Annotated in this window: 20 protein-coding genes, 2 tRNA genes and 1 pseudogene; 21 read left to right on the forward strand and 2 right to left on the reverse strand. The window is 41.2% G+C overall.

Features of this window, described 5'->3' with window-relative positions:
• The first annotated feature begins 71 nt into the window (after positions 1 to 71).
• From rimO to DAHG_RS14375, 3 genes are read left to right on the forward strand one after another with little or no spacing between them, the layout of a single operon-like run.
• Positions 72 to 1,376, forward strand: a complete 1,305-nt coding sequence (rimO, locus tag DAHG_RS14365; protein ID WP_022939046.1) for a 30S ribosomal protein S12 methylthiotransferase RimO — start codon at positions 72 to 74, stop codon at positions 1,374 to 1,376.
• Complete coding sequence (locus tag DAHG_RS14370) at positions 1,369 to 1,845, forward strand: DNA-deoxyinosine glycosylase (RefSeq protein WP_022939047.1); 477 nt, start codon at positions 1,369 to 1,371, stop codon at positions 1,843 to 1,845. Before rimO ends, DAHG_RS14370 begins: the two co-directional genes overlap by 8 nt.
• A 17-nt stretch (positions 1,846 to 1,862) precedes the next feature.
• Positions 1,863 to 2,954, forward strand: coding sequence for a serine hydrolase (locus DAHG_RS14375; protein ID WP_022939048.1), 1,092 nt, complete (start codon positions 1,863 to 1,865; stop codon positions 2,952 to 2,954).
• Positions 2,955 to 3,116: 162 nt separating this feature from the next.
• Here the strand turns inward: DAHG_RS14375 and DAHG_RS14380 are convergent.
• Both DAHG_RS14380 and DAHG_RS20975 read right to left on the reverse strand, forming a co-directional pair.
• Positions 3,117 to 3,204: transfer RNA gene (locus DAHG_RS14380), tRNA-Ser, on the reverse strand.
• An 86-nt stretch (positions 3,205 to 3,290) separates the two neighbouring features.
• On the reverse strand, positions 3,291 to 4,313 hold the full coding sequence (locus DAHG_RS20975; RefSeq protein ID WP_022939049.1) for a GNAT family N-acetyltransferase: 1,023 nt from the start codon (positions 4,311 to 4,313) through the stop codon (positions 3,291 to 3,293).
• A gap of 230 nt (positions 4,314 to 4,543) precedes the next feature.
• Here DAHG_RS20975 and DAHG_RS14395 point away from each other — a divergent pair.
• The 18 genes and pseudogenes from DAHG_RS14395 to DAHG_RS14480 form a co-directional block, all read left to right on the forward strand.
• Positions 4,544 to 4,619 (forward strand) — tRNA-Lys (locus tag DAHG_RS14395).
• A gap of 122 nt (positions 4,620 to 4,741) precedes the next feature.
• The gene (locus DAHG_RS19835; protein ID WP_022939050.1) at positions 4,742 to 5,557 is read left to right on the forward strand and encodes a 3'-5' exonuclease; all 816 of its coding nucleotides are present in this window, start codon (positions 4,742 to 4,744) and stop codon (positions 5,555 to 5,557) included.
• 64 nt (positions 5,558 to 5,621) lie between these two features.
• Positions 5,622 to 5,795, forward strand: coding sequence for a hypothetical protein (locus DAHG_RS21195; RefSeq protein WP_022939051.1), 174 nt, complete (start codon positions 5,622 to 5,624; stop codon positions 5,793 to 5,795).
• 45 nt (positions 5,796 to 5,840) lie between these two features.
• Positions 5,841 to 6,254, forward strand: a complete 414-nt coding sequence (locus DAHG_RS14410) for a hypothetical protein (protein WP_022939052.1) — start codon at positions 5,841 to 5,843, stop codon at positions 6,252 to 6,254.
• A complete protein-coding gene (gene radC / locus DAHG_RS14415; RefSeq protein ID WP_261797471.1) occupies positions 6,250 to 6,921 on the forward strand; it encodes a RadC family protein in 672 nt (223 codons plus the stop codon). Before DAHG_RS14410 ends, radC begins: the two co-directional genes overlap by 5 nt.
• Positions 6,922 to 6,979: 58 nt before the next feature.
• Positions 6,980 to 7,801, forward strand: coding sequence for a rod shape-determining protein MreC (gene mreC / locus DAHG_RS14420; RefSeq protein WP_022939054.1), 822 nt, complete (start codon positions 6,980 to 6,982; stop codon positions 7,799 to 7,801).
• Between the two features lies 1 nt (position 7,802).
• Positions 7,803 to 8,360, forward strand: a complete 558-nt coding sequence (locus tag DAHG_RS14425; protein ID WP_022939055.1) for a hypothetical protein — start codon at positions 7,803 to 7,805, stop codon at positions 8,358 to 8,360.
• Positions 8,333 to 8,899, forward strand: a complete 567-nt coding sequence (locus DAHG_RS14430) for a hypothetical protein (RefSeq protein WP_022939056.1) — start codon at positions 8,333 to 8,335, stop codon at positions 8,897 to 8,899. Before DAHG_RS14425 ends, DAHG_RS14430 begins: the two co-directional genes overlap by 28 nt.
• Positions 8,889 to 9,665 (forward strand): septum site-determining protein MinD, encoded by a 777-nt coding sequence (gene minD / locus DAHG_RS14435; protein ID WP_022939057.1) that lies wholly within the window; start codon positions 8,889 to 8,891, stop codon positions 9,663 to 9,665. The genes DAHG_RS14430 and minD overlap by 11 nt, the downstream gene beginning before the upstream one ends.
• Before the next feature lie 74 nt (positions 9,666 to 9,739).
• Entirely contained in the window at positions 9,740 to 10,822 is a 1,083-nt protein-coding gene (locus DAHG_RS14440) for an AI-2E family transporter (protein WP_022939058.1), read from the forward strand.
• 62 nt (positions 10,823 to 10,884) lie between these two features.
• Entirely contained in the window at positions 10,885 to 11,436 is a 552-nt protein-coding gene (locus DAHG_RS14445) for a M23 family metallopeptidase (protein ID WP_022939059.1), read from the forward strand.
• Positions 11,433 to 12,170 (forward strand): site-2 protease family protein, encoded by a 738-nt coding sequence (locus tag DAHG_RS20645; RefSeq protein ID WP_110370630.1) that lies wholly within the window; start codon positions 11,433 to 11,435, stop codon positions 12,168 to 12,170. Before DAHG_RS14445 ends, DAHG_RS20645 begins: the two co-directional genes overlap by 4 nt.
• Positions 12,171 to 12,234: 64 nt before the next feature.
• Positions 12,235 to 13,188, forward strand: coding sequence for a metal ABC transporter substrate-binding protein (locus tag DAHG_RS14455; protein WP_022939061.1), 954 nt, complete (start codon positions 12,235 to 12,237; stop codon positions 13,186 to 13,188).
• Positions 13,189 to 13,274: 86 nt separating this feature from the next.
• Entirely contained in the window at positions 13,275 to 14,873 is a 1,599-nt protein-coding gene (locus DAHG_RS14460) for an NAD(P)/FAD-dependent oxidoreductase (RefSeq protein ID WP_022939062.1), read from the forward strand.
• Positions 14,870 to 15,268 carry a large conductance mechanosensitive channel protein MscL gene (gene mscL, locus DAHG_RS14465; protein ID WP_022939063.1) on the forward strand — a complete coding sequence of 133 codons (399 nt, stop codon included), beginning with the start codon at positions 14,870 to 14,872 and terminating at the stop codon, positions 15,266 to 15,268. Before DAHG_RS14460 ends, mscL begins: the two co-directional genes overlap by 4 nt.
• Positions 15,269 to 15,308: 40 nt before the next feature.
• A complete protein-coding gene (locus tag DAHG_RS14470) occupies positions 15,309 to 16,592 on the forward strand; it encodes a polysaccharide deacetylase family protein (RefSeq protein WP_022939064.1) in 1,284 nt (427 codons plus the stop codon).
• Positions 16,593 to 16,647: 55 nt separating this feature from the next.
• Positions 16,648 to 18,417 carry an aminopeptidase P family protein gene (locus DAHG_RS14475; protein ID WP_022939065.1) on the forward strand — a complete coding sequence of 590 codons (1,770 nt, stop codon included), beginning with the start codon at positions 16,648 to 16,650 and terminating at the stop codon, positions 18,415 to 18,417.
• Between the two features lie 294 nt (positions 18,418 to 18,711).
• A pseudogene (locus DAHG_RS14480) lies at positions 18,712 to 18,933 on the forward strand (hypothetical protein); the annotation flags it as partial.

The raw sequence follows: 18,933 nt of genomic DNA on the forward strand, positions 1-18,933 counted from the left end.
TTTCTCTTTCAATTAAAAATGTTTCATGATATATTAGTACAGAAGTTAAGGAAAGTGTGAGGTGTTAAAGCATGAAAATCGGATTTATATCACTTGGATGCAGTAAGAATTTAGTCGATAGTGAAAGAATCATGGGGATGCTGAGACAGGGCGGTCACGAATTTGTTGCCGATCCTAAGGAAGCAGAAGCCATATTAATTAATACATGTGGATTTATCAATCCGGCAAAAGAGGAAGGCATTAATACAATTTTGGAAATGGCAGAGTATAAAAATGGTCATTGCAAGAAACTGATTGTGCTTGGCTGTTTGGCTCAGCGCTATAAGCAAGATTTAATCGATGAGATTCCTGAAATTGATCGGGTCGTATCAATTTCAGAATATCCGAAATTGAATGAGATTTTATCGGAAGTCTTGGAAATTGAGCCGCTGGTTTCCTATGGGAAAAGTGAGCGTTTGGTATCCAGCAAGCCTTGGACAGCTTATCTGAAGATTGCTGAAGGCTGCAGCAATAATTGTACCTATTGTGCTATTCCGCTGATTCGCGGCGGCAATGTCAGCTTTAAGATGGAAGACATCGTGGCAGAAGCGAAACAGCTGGCAGCAAACGGAGTAAAAGAACTGGTGCTGATTGCACAGGATACAACTAAATATGGATTGGATCGTTATGGCAAGTTAAGTCTTTTAACTTTGCTTCAGCAGCTTCATGAAATTGAAGGTTTTCATTGGATTCGCATTTTATATATGTATCCGGATGAAATTACCGATGAATTGCTGGTTGGCATGACGAAGCTGCCTAAGGTTCTGCCTTATTTTGATATCCCGATGCAGCATGGCAATGATAAAATGCTAAAGCTGATGAATCGCCGGGGCAGTGTAGAAGATGCTTTAAAACTGGTAGAACGGATTCGTGAGCTTTTCCCAAGCCCAACATTAAGGACAACTAATATTGTCGGTTTTCCTCATGAAGGTGAAGCTGAATTTAACGATTTAATGGCATTTACTAAAGCAGTACGCTGGGATCGGATGGGGGCTTTTACCTATTCACCGGAAGAGGATACCGTTGCTTATGATATGGATGAAACAGTGGATGAGGAAATCAAAGAAGCCCGCCTTGCAGCACTGATGGAAACTCAAGAGGCAATCTCTTTGGCTAATAATCAGCAGCATATCGGTGAAGTGATGGAGGTACTTGTTGAAGCACAGGATGGCTTAGTGGGTAATTACCGCGGCCGAGGAAAAAACAGTGCACCGGATGAAATCGACGGCTGGGTCATTTTCAAAGCAGATCGCATGATTGAATTTGGCAGCTTTGTGCAGGTTAAAATCACAGAAGCCCGCGTCCATGATTTAATTGGTGAAGAAGTCTATGCTTAAAGGCTTTGAACCGATTTACAGCGATCATTCTAAAACATTGATACTAGGTTCTATGCCATCGGTGGTATCATTAGAGAAGCAGGAATACTATGGCTTTCATCTGAATCGTTTCTGGAAAATAATGAGTGTATACAGCGGCCGCCAGTTTCCTGATTATGATGCCAAAAAGCAAATGATTCTTGATTATGATTTTGCTTTGTGGGATGTCATTCAAGGCTGTGAACGTGAGGGAAGTCTTGACAGCAAGATTAAAAATCCGATCTGCAGTGATATTTTAGGCCTTTTGGAAAAAGCGCCGGCCATTTGCAGAATCATCTGTAATGGAAAAAAAGCCGCCGAGCTTTTTGACCGCCATTTTAAAGCTCAGGTTGACTGTGAAATCATCTATCTGCCGTCAACCAGCAATGCGAACCGCACAATCAAAGAGCATGAGCTGTTTGAGGTTTGGTTAAAGGCTTTGAACACTTAACAATTGAAGGTGATAAAATGAAAAAAGCTTTACTGCTGCTGCTGGCCGCTTTACTGAGCGGCTGCAGCAGTGAAAATAATCTGATTCAGATCTTTGCGATGGATCAGACAGCGCCAGTGATTACTTTTGTCGAAAAGCCCTATCTGGTTGAAGGACAGTATGACTTGAATAAGCTCGCTATTGTGACTGATATCAGTAACTTTACGGTGGAAACCATGGCTGAATCAGCCGACGAAAATCATATCGAGGTTTGTGTTGAAGCAGAAGATGAATATCAAAACAGCAGTACGCTGTGCAAGACCTATGCGTTGATAAGGGATGATGAATTTATGATGTATGATCTGCAGAATAATACCCCGGATGAGCTTGTGGAGCAATATCTGGATCATCATGATCTGGATAGCGATAGTATTGGCTTTTTCTATCAGAATACGGTAAGCGGTGCGGCCTATCTATATAACGGCAGTGAATTGTTCACTGGCGCAAGTACGATAAAAGTACCGCTGGCTATGCTTTACACCGATATGATTCATGCGGACAAGCTCAGCTATACGACAGTGCTGCAGTTTATTGAAGAGGATATAGAAGCCGGCGGCGGTCGAACTGCCCTTGACAACGCGGTTAATTCAGCACTCAGCGTTGACTATCTGCTTCAGCAAAGTATCATGAATTCAGATAATACAGCGACCAATATTCTGCTTAGAAATTACAATCGGTTTACTAAAGATTTATTCCGCATGGACTATGCCGCTTTTTATCCTAAACGATATCCTGCTGCTTTTTATTCAGAGAATTTGATTACTGCAGAATTAATGCTGAATGTTATACGTTCGCTTTATCAAAACGCAGAAGATTATGCAAAAATCATTCGGGATATGAAAGAGGCAGAACCCGATGCCTATTTTAAACAGCTGATTGATGATATTGAAATTGCTCATAAATATGGTTTGTATGGTAATGTCGAACATGATATGGGAATCTTGTATACAGAGGAACCCATTTTATTGGGCGTGTTTACTAAAGATATCATAAATTCTAAACAAGTAATTGCTGAATTGGCAAGAATGATGGAACTCTATGCCGCTGTTCATTATGGAGAAAATGTTTAATTGGTAATTTTATATGGATAAGAAAAGCGCCTGAACAACGGGCGCTTACTTCATACATTGTTACAGAGCATATACATTTAAGCATTTGTCATACACCAAATTTACACCATATTATTTAATGATATATTAAAAGCGCCCATAATCAGGCGCTTATCTTTTATCTGGCGGAGAGCACGAGATTCGAACTCGCGGTAGCTTGCACTACGCCACCTTTCCAAGATGGTGCCTTAAACCGCTCGGCCAACTCTCCGCTCTCTATTTTATCTGATTTTTGATTTTTGTCAATAAACTTCGAAAATTTGCTAGTGAAAATCACAATGAATGGAAAGCTGCAGCTTACAGGTTAATGACATAAATACATTGTTCTTCGTTAAATCTTATTAATTTCTGCTTTAATTCACCGTTTAGCTTTTCTGCCAATTTGCGTGAAGCAATGTTCTTGCTTTGTGTTTCAATAAGAATATGTGTCAGTTTTAATTGAGTACGGCAATATTCGAGTACAGCCTGCAGACATTCAAAAGCATAGCCCTGACTCCAATATTCTTTTAAAAAAATATAAGAAATCTCTTTATCTATCATATTATGGTGAGGTGTAATTTCAATTAAACCTATTAAAGTGCCGTCATTTAGTTTTACCGTAAGATGAATTCCTTGAGTGTCAGCAATAATAGCTCGTATGTTTTGCTGCGCCTGATTATCACTGAGACTGCCGCCCAAAAAAGTTCTAAGCAGTGAATCCGTGTAAAACGGCATCAAATTTTCAAAATCAGCAGGCATGGCATGAGCGAGTCGACATCGCTGAGTGGTTAAGAATGTAGTTTTTTCTTTAAGAAGAATCTGCGCTGTTGTCTTGCGCGGTCTTGGTGCTGGTGTTTCTGCTGGTTTGCCGATTGCAATGGCGGATATCAGTCTTAAATCCGGATAACCGACAGCCTGAGCTATTTTAGCTTCTGTATATACCGTATCTCTGATCCAAAGCGAACCTAAACCAAGATGGACAGCCTCAAGACAAATATGCTCGATCATAGCGCCGATTGATACTAAATCGCTGGTCTGCCATGCTTCATCAACTTCCTGAAAAATCAAAAATAAAAGCGGGGCATTTTTTATAACTGCAGCTGAAGCAGCGGCGCTGTTCGCACAATCATTAAATGATGGCTTATAGCAGGTTAGCATGATATCCGCGATTTGATTTTTAGTTTCTCCCTTAAGCACCATGATTTTCCATGGCTGCCGATTTTTCGCTGACTGACAAAGCCTGCCGCACTCAATCAGCCGGCCGATAGTTTCAGCATCAATATCATCAGATAAATAGCGGCGGATGCTGCGCCTATTTCGTATTATATTTTCTAAATCCATAATTAGTCCTCCTATACTTACATTTTAACTGATTTATAGGAATACTGCTTGTCTATTTCTGCTCAATGTAAAATGAAGCTAGGCTTATCTGACCAGCAGTTTCCATTTGTCTGAATAAGAATGATCGGGACTTCAAAAATGTTGATACAGATAAAGAAGAAAATTAAATCTTTTTTTATAAAATGTTGTTGACAAATATTATTATTTATCGTATCATAATCAAGCAAGATGACTTGTTAGCTCAGCTGGCAGAGCAACTGACTCTTAATCAGTGGGTCCAGGGTTCGATTCCCTGACAGGTCACCATTTAAATAAATATCGGGATATCATCTGGGAACAGAGAATATATCCCGATTTTTTATATATTTGATGAGATTTATGTGTACTTATAGTATAATGATAAACAGCAGAAAAAGGAGGTGGTAGGCATGCGTAAGTCAATTTTAGAATTTCCATCTGATTATACGGTTGTCGATATTGAAACAACAGGCTTAAATGCGGCCAATGATGCGATTATAGAAATCGCGGCAATTAAGGTAAAAAATCATGAGATAGTTAATACTTTCAGTGAATTGATCAATCCGCTGCGGCCTATTTCAAGATTTATTACCAACTTAACAGGTATTGATGATGAAATGGTAGAAATGTGTGAATCAATCGAAATGATACTGCCGCAGTTTTTGGATTTTGTGGAGGATGATAAAATCTTAGGTCATAATATTAATTTTGATTTATCCTTTCTCAGAAAAAAATGCAGTGAATTCGGTATTATTGAATTGAATAATACAAGTGTTGATACATTGAAATTAAGCCGGCATCTGCTGCCGCAGCTGCCTCATCACCGACTTCAGGATCTGGTTCAATATTTCCGTGTCACTTCAAACGGTGCCCATCGAGCGCTGGCTGATTGTATGTCAACGAAAGGTGTTTATGATGAGCTTCGCAAGCTGAATGAATTGAAAGAAAAGAAGCGTTTGCTGCAGAGCTGTAAGAATTTTGAAACACTTGCCAATTGTCATATTGTAATTGCCGGTCCCCTAAGCGCGATTGACAGTAAAAATTTAGTGCTTCAGCTTTCAGCGGTTAATGCTGTACTTGATGAGAAAATGAGCACGGATACAGATATCCTTGTATTGGGTGGTATGGAGAAGCCTTATCAGCGATCCATGGAACTCAGCGATCATCCTTTTATTATATTATCGGAACATGAACTACTTCAGCGTTTTAAGGTTAAGGTGCAGTAAGCTGCATCTTTTTTTTAATCACTTTAATTTGTTTAGCGTATATAGAAGTAGAGGAGGTGAATCGATGATCCCTTTAAATGAAAAAGAAATGAAGCAGTTGAAGGGAGGTCTCGTCACTGCTACGGCTTTGCTTGGTTATGTCGCGGTAGCTGCCGGTGTTGCTGCAATAATTAAAATTATCACATCATCACGGGGTAAAATATCCATCCCAGGCATCAACATTCAATGGGGTGATTAGGTCTACCTGATTTTGTAATTTCATATGCTTTATTGAGGTGAAGCTATGAATAAAAAACGCTCAGTTATTTTTTTCGCCCTGTTGCTAAGCTGTCTGTTTTCCGCAATTTATGTGATAGGCTTTATGATGATTACTCCCCAAAGTACCATTACCCGGCTGTCGATGAATCAAATCGGTATTTATCAGAATCAGGACAATGCCAATAAAGTCATGGAATCACTGACGGCGATGAATCTTAAACCATACAGCTATCAGCAGGATTCACTAACCATTGTTGTTTGTTCATTGTCAGAAGATGGTGTAAAGACTAAAGCGGATCAGACAATTTTGGCCGGTGCCGGTTACGCATACATATACAAAGAGATTGAATCAAAGGACAGTGCCTTCAAAGAAGCAGTAAAAAATCAGGATTTTGAAAAAGTTATGGAGTTGATGCAAAATCAAGGTAAAGGAAATTAATGAGCGGGAGCGGCCCCGGGAGAAGGTGCTTCGCTATGGTATTGAACAGTGCAGCAATCGGGATTTACTAGCCATCATTCTGCGCAGCGGTGTCAAGGGGCAGTCAGTTTTAGAACTCGCTGATCAAGTATTGTCGATGCAGCAAAATCTGGCAATGCTTACGCAATTGACTTACGAAGAGCTGATTCAGATCCGCGGTATTAAAAAAGCGAAAGCGATTGGCCTTTTGGCATGCTTTGAATTATCTAAAAGAATCTCCTGCGAATCTGTCGCACCTACATTTAGGATTGACAATCCTGCCTGTCTTACCGACTGGCTGAATAAAAAGATCGGTTTCATGGATCAGGAGCATTTCATCGTGGTTTTTCTGGGTACTAAAAATCAGATTCTCAAGGATAAGACAATTTTTATCGGCTCGCTTGACCGTACAATCGTCCATCCCCGGGAAATCTATAAAGAAGCGGTTAAATTGAATGCCAGTAAAATCATTTGCGTACATAATCATCCCAGCGGCGATGTAACGCCAAGCCCCAATGATATTACGGCTACGCAGGCAATCAGCGAGGCAGGGAGGACGGTCGGTATCCCATTGCTTGATCATTTGATTGTTGGCAACAATGCTTATTTAAGCTTTAGGGAACAAGGTTTGCTGCCGCAAATTGAATAAAATCATAAAATGATATTGAAAACAGAACCTCTGTGTTATAATAATCAAAGGTGATGTTATGTCTAGATTTACAAGATTTCAAAAAATCATGCTGGCCCTGATTACCGTGTGTCTGGCATTTGCGATAGCTACTAGCGGCAGGTCTAATATTGTATTAGATCTTGTATATGATCCTTTAATCATGCTTAAATACAGTTTGATTGATGCACCGATTGAAACCATCAGCAACTGGTATAAGGATTTTAACTCCTTATGGAGCGTCAAAGAAGAAAATGATCGGCTGCGCTATGAATTATCAATGCAGGAACAGTATTCAGCCATGCTTGATGAAAAAACGCGGGCATTGAATGAGCTGGAAACACAGCTTAACGTTTATCAGAACTTTGAAAAAGTTTATGCGAATGTCATCAACCGCAATCCAGAAACATGGAATAATGTTATTACTGTTGATGTGGGAGCCACGGACGGCATTCTTAAAGATATGGCTGTGATCAGCGGCAATGGCTTGATCGGCAAGGTTATCGATGTTGGTCAATTGACCAGCAAGGTGCGTTTGCTGACTTCGCAGGATCAATTAAGTAAAGTATCAGTTAAAATAAGCATTGACGAAAACAAAGCGGTTGAAGCCATCTTAGAAGAATATAACCTTGAGAAGAATTCCTATGTTGTCAGATTGTTCAGTGAAACTGATGAAATCGGTGTCGATATGGATGTAGTTACTTCCGGCAGCGGCGGTGTTTTTCCTAAGGGAGTATTGGTCGGCAAGGTCAATGAAATCGTAGAGCTTCAAAATGAGATTGGTAAAATTGTTTATGTGACACCAGCTGTTGACTTCAACGCGTTCAATTATGTAGCGGTTATCAATAAGGCAGGTGACTGAGATGCTTTTTCATAGTCTTTTTATTCTAGCCTGCTTCTTGCTGGACGGTTTGATCATGATTCTGTTTCCCAATTCATTTGACCCTTATGCGATGACCTTTGTGCCATGTCTGGGTTTGTCAGCGCTTGTGCTGGCCAGCCGCCACATGGATAAAACTGACTCACTGCTGATGTTTCTGATGTTTGGTATGTTTTATGATTTCTTTGTTACACGGGAATATCTGATTTATGCCTTAATTTTCGTACTGCTGAGCTTTATCGTGCGAATCTGGTCGAATCATATGATGGAATCGGTATTAGAATGCCTGCTTCTCGCTATTTCGACAATTTTCGTTAAAGAACTTATCGTATACTTGTATATGTTAATGAGTCAAGTAACGCAGATGAGAATTGCCTTATGGCTGACGAATCGATTATTTTTGACCTTGCTGATCAATGGCGTTCTGGTTGTCGTCATCATATTCGCAAGCCGTACTATCGAGGATTATATTCTGCTGCGTGAAAAACGTATACGGAAAGAGGAATCGATATCATGGCTGGACTTACTATCAAAGCATTAAACCAACAATACACTTGCATCGCCTCGATTGAGGATTTTGATGCTTTTATTGATGAATGTGAAAAAAAGCTTAAACTGTGTGCTGCGAAAAGCGATACGCCGTTTAAAGCCTTTTTTTTGTTTAACCGCGAATTAAGCGGTGAAGAACTGATCCGCTTTTTTGACACCGTATGGAAGCAGCATGTGGTGGTGCAGGGCATCGGTGAAAGAAATATGCTGAGCTCAATGAAAATATGGGATCAGCCGCTCTATGCCGGGCAGTCCTATGACTTTGAGGAGGATACCTTAATTTTAGGCGATATTCCTAATGATACTTATATTACCGCCCATCATAATCTTTATGTGGTGGGTGAATTAGAGGGCTGCATTGATCTGATGCATGAGGATTGTGAATGCTGCTGCTCCTCAAGCAATGATGCGAAAATCAGAATTTTTGATAGCAGCTTCCAAAATCTGACATTTTTCACTGCTTCTCGCCTGTATTATAAAAACCATCAAGTATTAATTAGTAAACTTAAGGAGGGTTTTTATGGGAACTAGTATCGCGATTACATCCGGCAAGGGCGGTGTAGGGAAAAGTACAGTCTGTATATCATTGGGAATGGTTTTAGCAAGAGCCGGCTATCGGGTCTGTTTGATTGATGTTGATCTGGGACTAAAAAATCTGGATGTTATGATGGGGCTTGAAAATCGGGTGTTTTATGATCTTTATGATGCTATGAATGGAAAATGTTCATTAAATAAAGCCATTCTGCGTGATAAGCGGGAAGAAAATCTGTATCTGCTGCCGGCCTGCAAATCCATCAATGTAAAGGATTTTAATGGCAATGATCTTAAACTGGTCGTTGAAGAACTCAAACGCAGTTTTGATTATGTGCTTTTAGACTCACCGGCCGGCATTGAAAGCGGCTTTATGCATTCACTGCATTGCGCGGATCGGGTAATTCTCGTAACCACATTGGATATAACGGCCATTCAGGATGCAGATCGAATCATCGGATTGTTGATGAAGGAAAATATTGAAACGATTCAGGTAATTATGAATCGTGTTAATCCCCGTTTTATTGAAAAGGGAATCAGTGTCCGCATGGAAGATGCCTTATCTTGGCTTTCAGTAGAATTATTGGGGATTGTTTATGAAGATGAAAACATTGCCAGAGGCAATAATCGGGGCAATCCGCATGTACTGGATGAAAAAAGTCTTACCAGTGAATGTTTTGAAAATATACGGGCAAGATTATTTGGAGAAAATGTAGCCTTGCCTAAATATCGTGAAAAGAATATCTTAAGAAAACTGTTTAATTAATTATCACTGCCGCTGAAAAAAGATAGTCAAGCGGTGGCAAAAGTGATAAAATATCTCCAAAAGGAGGTGGTTCAATGTTACGGCGGCTTATTGATAAAGTAGATGAAAAAGTCAATGTGAAATTACTTGTGAAAATCATGCTTCTGCTTTTGATTTTGTATCTGCTTCAGGAAACAGACCGTGTCTGGGGAACCTGGGTCACAACGCTGATCTCGATTCTCAAGCCCTTTTTAATCGGTTTTGTGGTAGCCTATGTACTCCATCCTCTGATTGATTTTCTCAAAGAGCATAAAGTAAAAGGCAGTCTGGCTGTAGTGCTTGTGCTGCTTGGTTTTATTGTAGTGATCATCCTGCTGATGCTGGTGCTGATTCCATTGCTTTATGATAAGATTCTTGAATTCGGCAACTCATTGATCTATGCCGTACAATGGATCATTGATTTCATTACGACAAACATTGAAACTGAGGAGCTTTCGATTGTAAATACAGTGGGGGATTATGTTACTAATTTCATTAAACAATGGCAGTCTTGGCTGCCGCAGATAACAAATGCATTGCCTTCGGTCTTTAATTCACTGCTCAGTGTTTTCTCAACCGTCGCATTCTCATTGATTATCGGTATCTATATGCTGTTTGATTTTGACCGCATTAAAAACTGCATCCGCAAAGGTGCGCTGATGCTGATGCCGCGTTCGGAGAAATACATAACCGAAATTGATTTAAACCTTACGGTATATTTAAAAAGCTTGGTCATTTTGATGATTATTAAATTCTTTGAATATGGCCTGCTGTATTTCTTGGTTGGACATAATGACTGGCTGATTGTCGCCTTGCTGACTTCCATCGGCTTGATAATTCCTTATTTCGGTTCAACGGTAGCGAACTGTATCGGCATCCTTACCGGTTTGACGCTCTCACCGATTCGTTTTATCTGCCTGTGCCTTGGCATCGTGGTATTATCCGCAGTAGATGGTTATGTGATCGGGCCGCTTGTTCATCAGAAACGTTCGGCGCTGGGTCCGTTGATTTCATTATTTGCGGTTTTTGCCGGAGGAATTATAGCGGGTGTCTGGGGTATTACGCTGGCGGTGCCGGTTGCTTTGAGTATTCGTTCAGTTTTTGAGGTTTATAGTGAAGAACAAGAAGAACATGCTTAAATCAGCATGTTTTTTTCATGTTTGCCGTTCTGCTTTCATATATATGAGGTAGGAGGGAAGTTATGATTCGAGAAAATCGCAGTCGAAGTCGTATGCATTCACGTTATGGAAGCCGTTTTGATGAAGACCATTCAAAGGGCTTCGGCTTCTTTTTTAAGCTGACAATGATTATCATGCTTTTGGTTGCACTCACACTGGGTTACAGAATCAATGAGGTTAAACAATTTGTCAAGATTCCGGAGGCAATTCGTTTAAGTGTTAAAAATCTAACCGCATGGTTTCCATTTGAAAGCTGGTTTAATCTGAAAGATACATCAGTCAGTGCCGCTAACTATCAAAAGCTGGCGGATAATTATTATGTCAATGGTTCTACAACCTGCAGCAGTATTTTAAATGGTGTTGTTTTAAGTATTAATGATGATGAAAAGAATATTTTAGTTCAGCATGATAACGGTGTGCTGGCTACTTATGGCAATCTTGAAAGCATTGATGTTATAGCTGGTGAGAGAGTGAATCAGGGGGCCGCTTTAGGCAGCTTTAATGAATCAGTAAAAATGGATTTTCTTTATAATGGTGCAGCCATTGATTATCTGCAAGCCATGGCTATCCAATGAGTTTCAAAGTTTCTATCTGGTGGTATGTCTTTTTTATCTTGTCAATGCTGGCAGATAATCTCAAGACTTGGCTGATGCTTTTTGTCATGCTGCTGATTCATGAAGCAGGACATATAGCGGCAGCTAAAAAACTGGGCTATCAGATTTCGAAACTGACGATTTATCCATTTGGCTGCGGAGCGGAAATCGAACATATTGACCATGGTTCTACATTAGAGGAAGTGATCATTATTCTCTGCGGCATCGGCATGCATCTTTTTTATCCGGCATGCTTTGCTTTGATGCATAGGGCTGGACTGATTTCAAGCGCTTATCAGAATTATCTGACACATTTAAACGCGTCTGTGATGCTGTTTAACCTGCTGCCTGTCTATCCGCTTGACGGCGGCCGTTTATTGGATTGTATCATGCAGTCCTATGGCTCCTATCGAAAAGGCAGAACAATGACGCTGATCGTATCTATGGGCGTATTGCTGTTGGCAGTGGCTGAGATGCGCAATATCGGCGCCCTTATGGCTTTCAGTTTTCTGTTTATACAGCTGCTGCTTTGCGGTTTAGATAAAAAGAAGGATTATCATGATTTTATGCTGTACCGCTATCTGTATCCCAAGGAAAGAGAGATTAAGCTGCATCAGTCTTTAGAATTATACCGTAATTATATTTCTGTATTTCAAAAAGGCGGCAAGTTAATCAGTGAGCGTGAATGGCTGCATCAAATCTTTAATCAGCATTAAAATATTTAACCAACTGTTTCACAAAATCAGTTTCATGGTATAATAATCATAAGTGAGGTATGCTATGAAAAAGATATTTCTAATTTGTTGTTTGTTTTTAGCGACATTATCAGGATGCAAGGTAGAAACACCGGTTGCTTGTGCGACGAATTATCCTGTTTATTATTTAATCAGTAAAATTGGCGGCAGTTACATAGAAACCTGCAATCTGTCAAAAAATGAACTGATTCAGCGGGCACAAGTCTCGGACACCTTTTTAGATGATCTCAATGACGCGGATCTGCTGTTTTACATCAGCGGTCTTGAGCCTTATTTCAGCGTTTATCAGGATGATTTTAATAAATCGTCGATTACTAAGGTAGACTTGGCAAAGGCAAGCGCTATTTATAAGTTTGCCCGCACTACTTCAATGGTTGTGGATACACAGGAAATTACGGTGGAATCACCTTATTATGAGGGTGAAGAATTTAAATATATCGATACCTATGATAAGGATTTAGCTATTTGGATGGACCCTAATGCGATGATGAGTATGGCCATGACGATCCGTGATACTTTTGTTTCTACTTATCCGGAAAATGCGGCGGTTTTTGAAGATAATTACAGTAAGCTGGAAGTTGAGTTTGCGCAGCTTGATGCTTCTTTTCAGAATTTAAAGGATGAAAAAAGGGATATTGCTTTTGTGACGATGACACCTAATTTTGGTACATGGCAGAAATCTTACGGCTTTAGGGTGTATCCGGTAATTTTATCTCGTTATGGGGCGTTGCCGACAGCATCACAGCTGGCAGCGATTAAAGCCAGAATTAAGAATGACGGTGTTAAATACATCGCGCATGAAGAGAATCTTCCTGAGGATGTTGAGGCACTGTATAATGAGCTGGTTGCTGAGTTAGGGCTGACGCGTATAAATCTGAATAATATATCATCAATCAGCGGCGATGCGATTCAAAATAATAAGGATTATCTGACTTTGATGTATGAGAATCTTGCACAATTGGAGTCATTAGGCAACTAGAAAGCAGAAATGCTTTCTTTTACTTTATATGAAGCATGGTTTTTGATATAATCATAGCGTTATAAATGCAGATGGGAGTTGATTCAATGCTGAGAATAACGCAATTAAAATTAACGATTGATCAGCCAATAGAAGCATTGAGAGAAGTTATCAGGAAAAAACTGAATTGTGATTCTGATGATTTTACTTATACGATCTATAAAGAGAGCATTGATGCAAGACAGCGGGGGAATGATTTTATCTTCAGCTATACGGCCGATGTGGAAATAAAGGATGAACAGCGTTATCTTAAACATAAGAATCCTGATATACAGCTATGCGTAAAAAACGCTTATCAGCTTCCTGCCCACGGCTATCTGTATCTAAAGCAGCGGCCGGTGATCATCGGCTTTGGTCCGGCCGGCATTTTTGCGGGACTGCTGCTGGCGCAGGCCGGTTTTAAACCGTTGATTCTGGAGCGTGGTGAGGCGGTTGATGAGCGTGTACGCTCGGTTGAAAAGTTTTGGCAGTCAGGCATTTTAAACGAAGCCAGCAATGTGCAGTTTGGCGAAGGCGGTGCCGGTACTTTTTCTGATGGTAAGCTGACTTCCAGATCTAAGGATCTGCGCTCACATAAGGTACTTGAAGAATTTGTGCGTTTTGGCGCGCCGAAAGAAATTTTGTATCAGGCACATCCGCACATTGGAACGGATTTGCTGCGAGGCATCGTTAAACAAATGCGTGAGGAAATCCGCTCATTGGGCGGCGAGGTGCGGTTTAATACAACGGTCGATGAAATCATCGTATCAAAGGGAGCTGTAAAGGCGGTTCGCTGCGGCGATGAGCTGATTGACTGTGAAACGGTACTATTGGCATGCGGTCATTCAGCCCGGGATACATATCAGATGCTGATTGATAAACAAATTGCGATGGAAGCCAAGGCATTTGCTGTCGGGGTGCGTATTGAGCATCCGCAGGCGCTGATCAATCAGGCGCAATACAAGCAGTATGCGAATCATCCGCGGCTGAAAGCGGCAGAATACCGGCTGGCCATGACCACCAGTAAAGGACGCGGCGTTTATACGTTCTGTATGTGTCCCGGCGGCAATGTTGTCGCATCAACTTCACTGGCTGAACATGTAGTGACCAATGGGATGTCTTACCATGCCCGCGACGGTGTTAACGCCAACAGCGCTTTGCTTGTTCAAGTCAGTCCTGATGATTTTGGGCATTCCCTTGATGCCGGTATTAAATTTCAGGAGCAGCTTGAAAAGGATGCCTTCATTGCCGGCGGCAGCAATTATCAGGCACCGGTACAGAGGGTGGAAGATTTTCTCAAGCATCAGCCAACCCAAAAAATCGGCAGCGTTCAGCCCAGCTATCCATGCGGTGTAAAGGGGATTGATTTTCATACCCTGCTGCCAGCCTTTATCTGTGAATCATTAGCGGAGGGAATCTGTGCATTTGACCGCAAGCTGAAGGGCTTTGCGATGGATGACGCGATTATGACCGGGGTTGAAACCCGATCTTCAGCCCCACTGAGGATTTTACGAGATAAAGACAGCTGTGTCAGCTTAAATACAGAAGGTCTTTATCCATGCGGTGAAGGAGCAGGATTTGCGGGCGGCATTATATCAGCAGCGATTGACGGCTTACGATGTGCTGAAAAAATTATTGAAAAATATGATCCGGAGGAATTAAAATGAAAAAATTTATAGAGGAATTTAAACAGTTTGCAATGCGCGGCAATGTGCTGGATATGGCAGTCGGCGTGATTGTCGGCGGTGCCTTCAACAGCATCGTGACATCTTTAGTTAATGATGTGATTACGCCGCTGATTGCCATCCCGATGGGAAAGGCAACATTTACAGATATTGTTTGGGTGATTGGTGAAACACAAATTACGATTGGTAATTTCATTCAGGCTATTTTCAGCTTTTTGATTACCGCGTTCTCAGTATTTGTTTTAGTGAAAACCATTAATATTCTGACGAAGAAACGCGAAGCTGAAAAGCCGCAGGAACCGGCAACTCCTAAAATTTCTTCTACTGATCAGCTTTTGATGGAAATCCTTGAAGAATTAAAGAAGAAAGAGGCCTAAAGTCGCAAACCTCCTCATACATTGGTAGGGGAGGTTTTTTATGTCTAGAAAATGTAAAATCGGAGTATTTGCTTTTCTTGCGGCAGTGGTCCTAGTCATTATCCTAAGCGGCGGTTATCTGCTTACCTTAGGCGGTGTCTTTCATCCGACTGTAAATCTGAAGGGCGGCAATATAACCCTTGAATTGAACGAAGCTTATGAAGAGCCAGGCTTTAAAGCCCGCAGCATGTTTCATGATGTCAGTGATCAGGTAACGGTCAGCGGCGATGTAGATTCAACTAAAACAGGTGTATATACGATTGTCTATGAGATCAAAGGAACAACTAAAACCCGGAAGGTAACGGTACAGGATACAACACCGCCGCAGATCACCCTGCTTGGCAACAGTGAAATGCATGTGTTTGAACGGGAGACCTTTAATGATCCAGGTGTTGAAATAATCGATGCCTCTTGTGATGACGGGCAGTCGCTGCTGCAGATTGAAGGCAATGTAGATATGCTGACATGCGGGGAATATGAATTGATTTATAATGCAGTCGATGCCAGTGGCAATGCATCCTCAGTAAGCAGAAAAATCATCGTAGAAGCTGATCCCGCCTTGGTAAAGCTGCATTATGCCTATGATGTCTATGATAATACAGCCTTTGAATGGTGGTTCAATAAATCAGAGAATCATCAGCGGATGGAGGGTGCGATTGCGCAGGAGATTCTTGATAAATATGCGGCATATTATCTGGGACCTGATGACAAGGTCATCTATCTGACCTTTGATGAGGGCGGCAATGACATTACTTACATCCATGAGATTGCCGATGTTTTAAATGCCCACAATATTAAAGCTACCTTCTTTTTAACGAGAAATTACGTAATAGATAATGAGGAATTCATGCGCTCATTAGTTGATCAGGGCCATCTGATTGGCAATCATACCCGCCATCATTATGATATGCCGACACTGGCGAATGAGGCGCAGATCGATCAGTTTGTTCTGGAGGTGCTGGATTGTGAGAAGGCTATTCAGCAGGTAACCGGCACGAAACCGGTAAAAGTGTTCCGTTTTCCAAAGGGAGCTACCAGTGAGCGGGCAATGAAAATCGTTTCAGATCTAGGCTACCGTTCCTATTTCTGGAGCCATGCCTATTATGATTACGGCCCGGATATAAGCAAAGAAGAAGCGTATAACACCTTGGTGGAGCATCTCCATAATGGTGCGATTTATCTGCTTCACCCCTCAAATAAGGGAAATTATCTGGCCATGGAGGACTTCATTACCGAAGCCCAGCGGCAGGGATATCGCTTTGCGCTGGTCAGTGAGATCGAATAGTCTTTCATAATTAATCAATGTGGTGTAAAATAGCTTTTAGAATGAGAGGTACTTTATGAACATATTGGATAAATTAAATGAACTTCGCTCGCTGATGCAAGCCGAGAAGATAAGCGCTTATTATATACCTACCTCAGATTTTCACGATTCTGAGTATGTGGGTGATTATTTTAAGGGTCGGGCTTGGCTGTCTGGCTTCAGCGGTTCTGCGGGAGTTATGGTTGTGACACTGTCTGAAGCTTGTTTATGGACTGACGGCCGCTATTTTATACAGGCTGAGGAACAATTGGCCGGCACCAGTATTCAACTGATGAAAATGATGGAACCGGGAGTGCCAACGGTCAGTGAATATTTGAAGCAGCACCTGCAGGCAAACGATGTTCTGGCTTTTGATGGCCGATGCGTCAGCTATGAAGCGATGAAAGAATGGCAGCAGTTAATGCCTGAGGTTGTCATTAAAACTGATTTAGATGTTTTTGATCAGATATGGCCGGATCGGCCGGCACTGCCAAGCGCAAAAGCTTTTTTACTCAGTGATGAGCTTAGCGGAAAAGCAATGACTGACAAGCTTGCCGCTGTGCGTGAAAGCATGAAGCAGCATCAGGCTGACTGGCATTTGCTGACTACTCTTGATGATCTGGCATGGCTGTTTAATATGCGCGGTGATGATGTGAGTTATTCACCGGTGGTTTTATCCTATGCTTTGATCTCCATGGATGAGGTTATGCTGTTTGTCGATGAAACTAAATTTGATGAGGCAGCAAAAGCATTCTTTAAGGAAAATCATGTCAAGCTGCTGCCATATTTTGAGGTTTATTCTAAAATTGAAACGATCAGCGGAAAAATTATGCTGAATGGCAAACGTGTAAATTCAAGACTGGTACAGCTGTGTCATGAAATTATTGATCTTGACAATCCAACTACATTGATGAAAGCCATTAAAAATGAAACTGAACTAACCAATACCCGCAATGCGCATATCAAGGATGGTGTCGCGGTAAGCAAATTCATGATCTGGCTGAAGGAAGCTGTACAGCATGAAACCATCACTGAAATATCAGCGGCTGATAAGCTGGAAGCTCTGCGCCGGGAACAAAAAGATTTTCTTGAGCTGAGCTTCACAACCATTGCAGGCTATAAAGAGCATGCGGCATTAATGCATTACAGTGCTACGGCTGACAGTGATGTAGAGTTAAAACCAGAGGGCATGCTTTTGGTTGATTCCGGCGGTACGTATCTTGATGGTACAACAGACATTACCCGTACTTTTGTTCTTGGCCCGGTAAGTGATGAAATCAAACGTCATTATACGGCAGTGCTGAAAGGCATGCTGCGGTTATCAATGGCAAAATTTTTGCATGGCTGCATTGGTATCAATCTTGATATTCTCGCCCGCGGACCACTTTGGGAGATGGGGATTGATTATCGCTGCGGTACGGGCCATGGAGTTGGACATATCCTTAATGTGCATGAGGGACCGCATGATATTCGCTGGCGCGCAAGACCTAATACAATCAGCGCTGTTTTTGAACCAGGCATGATTGTCACCAATGAACCCGGTGTTTACATTGAAGGCAGTCATGGTATCCGCATCGAAAATGAATTGATTACCAAATGTTCAGAGACGAATGAATACGGAACCTTCTTAGCATTTGAAACGATCACAATGGCACCGATTGACTTAGATGCCGTATTGGCGGATCAATTATCAGATTCGGAACGGAATTTCTTAAATGCTTATCATGCCCAAGTATATACTAAAATTTCACCTTTCTTAAACGAGGGTGAAAAAGCAATGCTGAAGCATTATACAAGAGCAATATAATATCGAGCTAAACGAAAAATAGAGGTAATAACCTTGATGGGGTTATCATCTCTATTTTTTTGGTAGTTTGATATGCTTATTAATATCAGTGCTGTAATAACAAAATGATAAGTGTCTTATAAAGTATACTTTTTGAGACACTGTGTTTCTCCTTCATTATAGGCATATTTGAGTCGTTTGTAAAGGTTCACAGACTTTTTTATGCACTTTCACAGTTGTTTTTTGTATCTCCTTTAGTGTGGTATAAAGTATACCTTTTAAGACATTCTTTCAATACCTGGGGAGGTAATTAAAATGAAATCAAACAAAACAAAGTCAGCGATGACTGCTTTAGTCGTAGCTGCAATGCTCTGTTCAGCAGCAATGCCAATCAGAGCGGCTGAGGCTCAATGGGTCAATAACAATGGCACATGGTCTTATGTTAAGGAAGATGGCAGTATAGCCAAGGGCTGGATCAAAGATAATAACTGCTGGTATGCTTTCGATGATAACGGAGCAATGCGTACCGGCTGGATT

This window comes from Dielma fastidiosa, assembly GCF_000313565.1.
Classification (GTDB): domain Bacteria; phylum Bacillota_I; class Bacilli_A; order Erysipelotrichales; family Erysipelotrichaceae; genus Dielma; species Dielma fastidiosa.

Coding starts and splice junctions, on each gene's coding strand:
- DAHG_RS14455 (WP_022939061.1), top strand. CDS start 12,235: ATGAAAAAGATATTTCTAATTTGTTGTTTGTTTTTAGCGACATTATCA.
- DAHG_RS14440 (WP_022939058.1), top strand. CDS start 9,740: ATGTTACGGCGGCTTATTGATAAAGTAGATGAAAAAGTCAATGTGAAA.
- DAHG_RS14475 (WP_022939065.1), top strand. CDS start 16,648: ATGAACATATTGGATAAATTAAATGAACTTCGCTCGCTGATGCAAGCC.
- DAHG_RS20975 (WP_022939049.1), bottom strand. CDS start 4,313: ATGGATTTAGAAAATATAATACGAAATAGGCGCAGCATCCGCCGCTAT.
- DAHG_RS19835 (WP_022939050.1), top strand. CDS start 4,742: ATGCGTAAGTCAATTTTAGAATTTCCATCTGATTATACGGTTGTCGAT.
- DAHG_RS14460 (WP_022939062.1), top strand. CDS start 13,275: ATGCTGAGAATAACGCAATTAAAATTAACGATTGATCAGCCAATAGAA.
- DAHG_RS14410 (WP_022939052.1), top strand. CDS start 5,841: ATGAATAAAAAACGCTCAGTTATTTTTTTCGCCCTGTTGCTAAGCTGT.
- DAHG_RS14470 (WP_022939064.1), top strand. CDS start 15,309: ATGTCTAGAAAATGTAAAATCGGAGTATTTGCTTTTCTTGCGGCAGTG.
- rimO (WP_022939046.1), top strand. CDS start 72: ATGAAAATCGGATTTATATCACTTGGATGCAGTAAGAATTTAGTCGAT.
- DAHG_RS21195 (WP_022939051.1), top strand. CDS start 5,622: ATGATCCCTTTAAATGAAAAAGAAATGAAGCAGTTGAAGGGAGGTCTC.
- mscL (WP_022939063.1), top strand. CDS start 14,870: ATGAAAAAATTTATAGAGGAATTTAAACAGTTTGCAATGCGCGGCAAT.
- DAHG_RS14445 (WP_022939059.1), top strand. CDS start 10,885: ATGATTCGAGAAAATCGCAGTCGAAGTCGTATGCATTCACGTTATGGA.
- DAHG_RS14370 (WP_022939047.1), top strand. CDS start 1,369: ATGCTTAAAGGCTTTGAACCGATTTACAGCGATCATTCTAAAACATTG.
- DAHG_RS14375 (WP_022939048.1), top strand. CDS start 1,863: ATGAAAAAAGCTTTACTGCTGCTGCTGGCCGCTTTACTGAGCGGCTGC.
- minD (WP_022939057.1), top strand. CDS start 8,889: ATGGGAACTAGTATCGCGATTACATCCGGCAAGGGCGGTGTAGGGAAA.
- DAHG_RS20645 (WP_110370630.1), top strand. CDS start 11,433: ATGAGTTTCAAAGTTTCTATCTGGTGGTATGTCTTTTTTATCTTGTCA.
- DAHG_RS14425 (WP_022939055.1), top strand. CDS start 7,803: ATGCTTTTTCATAGTCTTTTTATTCTAGCCTGCTTCTTGCTGGACGGT.
- DAHG_RS14430 (WP_022939056.1), top strand. CDS start 8,333: ATGGCTGGACTTACTATCAAAGCATTAAACCAACAATACACTTGCATC.
- mreC (WP_022939054.1), top strand. CDS start 6,980: ATGTCTAGATTTACAAGATTTCAAAAAATCATGCTGGCCCTGATTACC.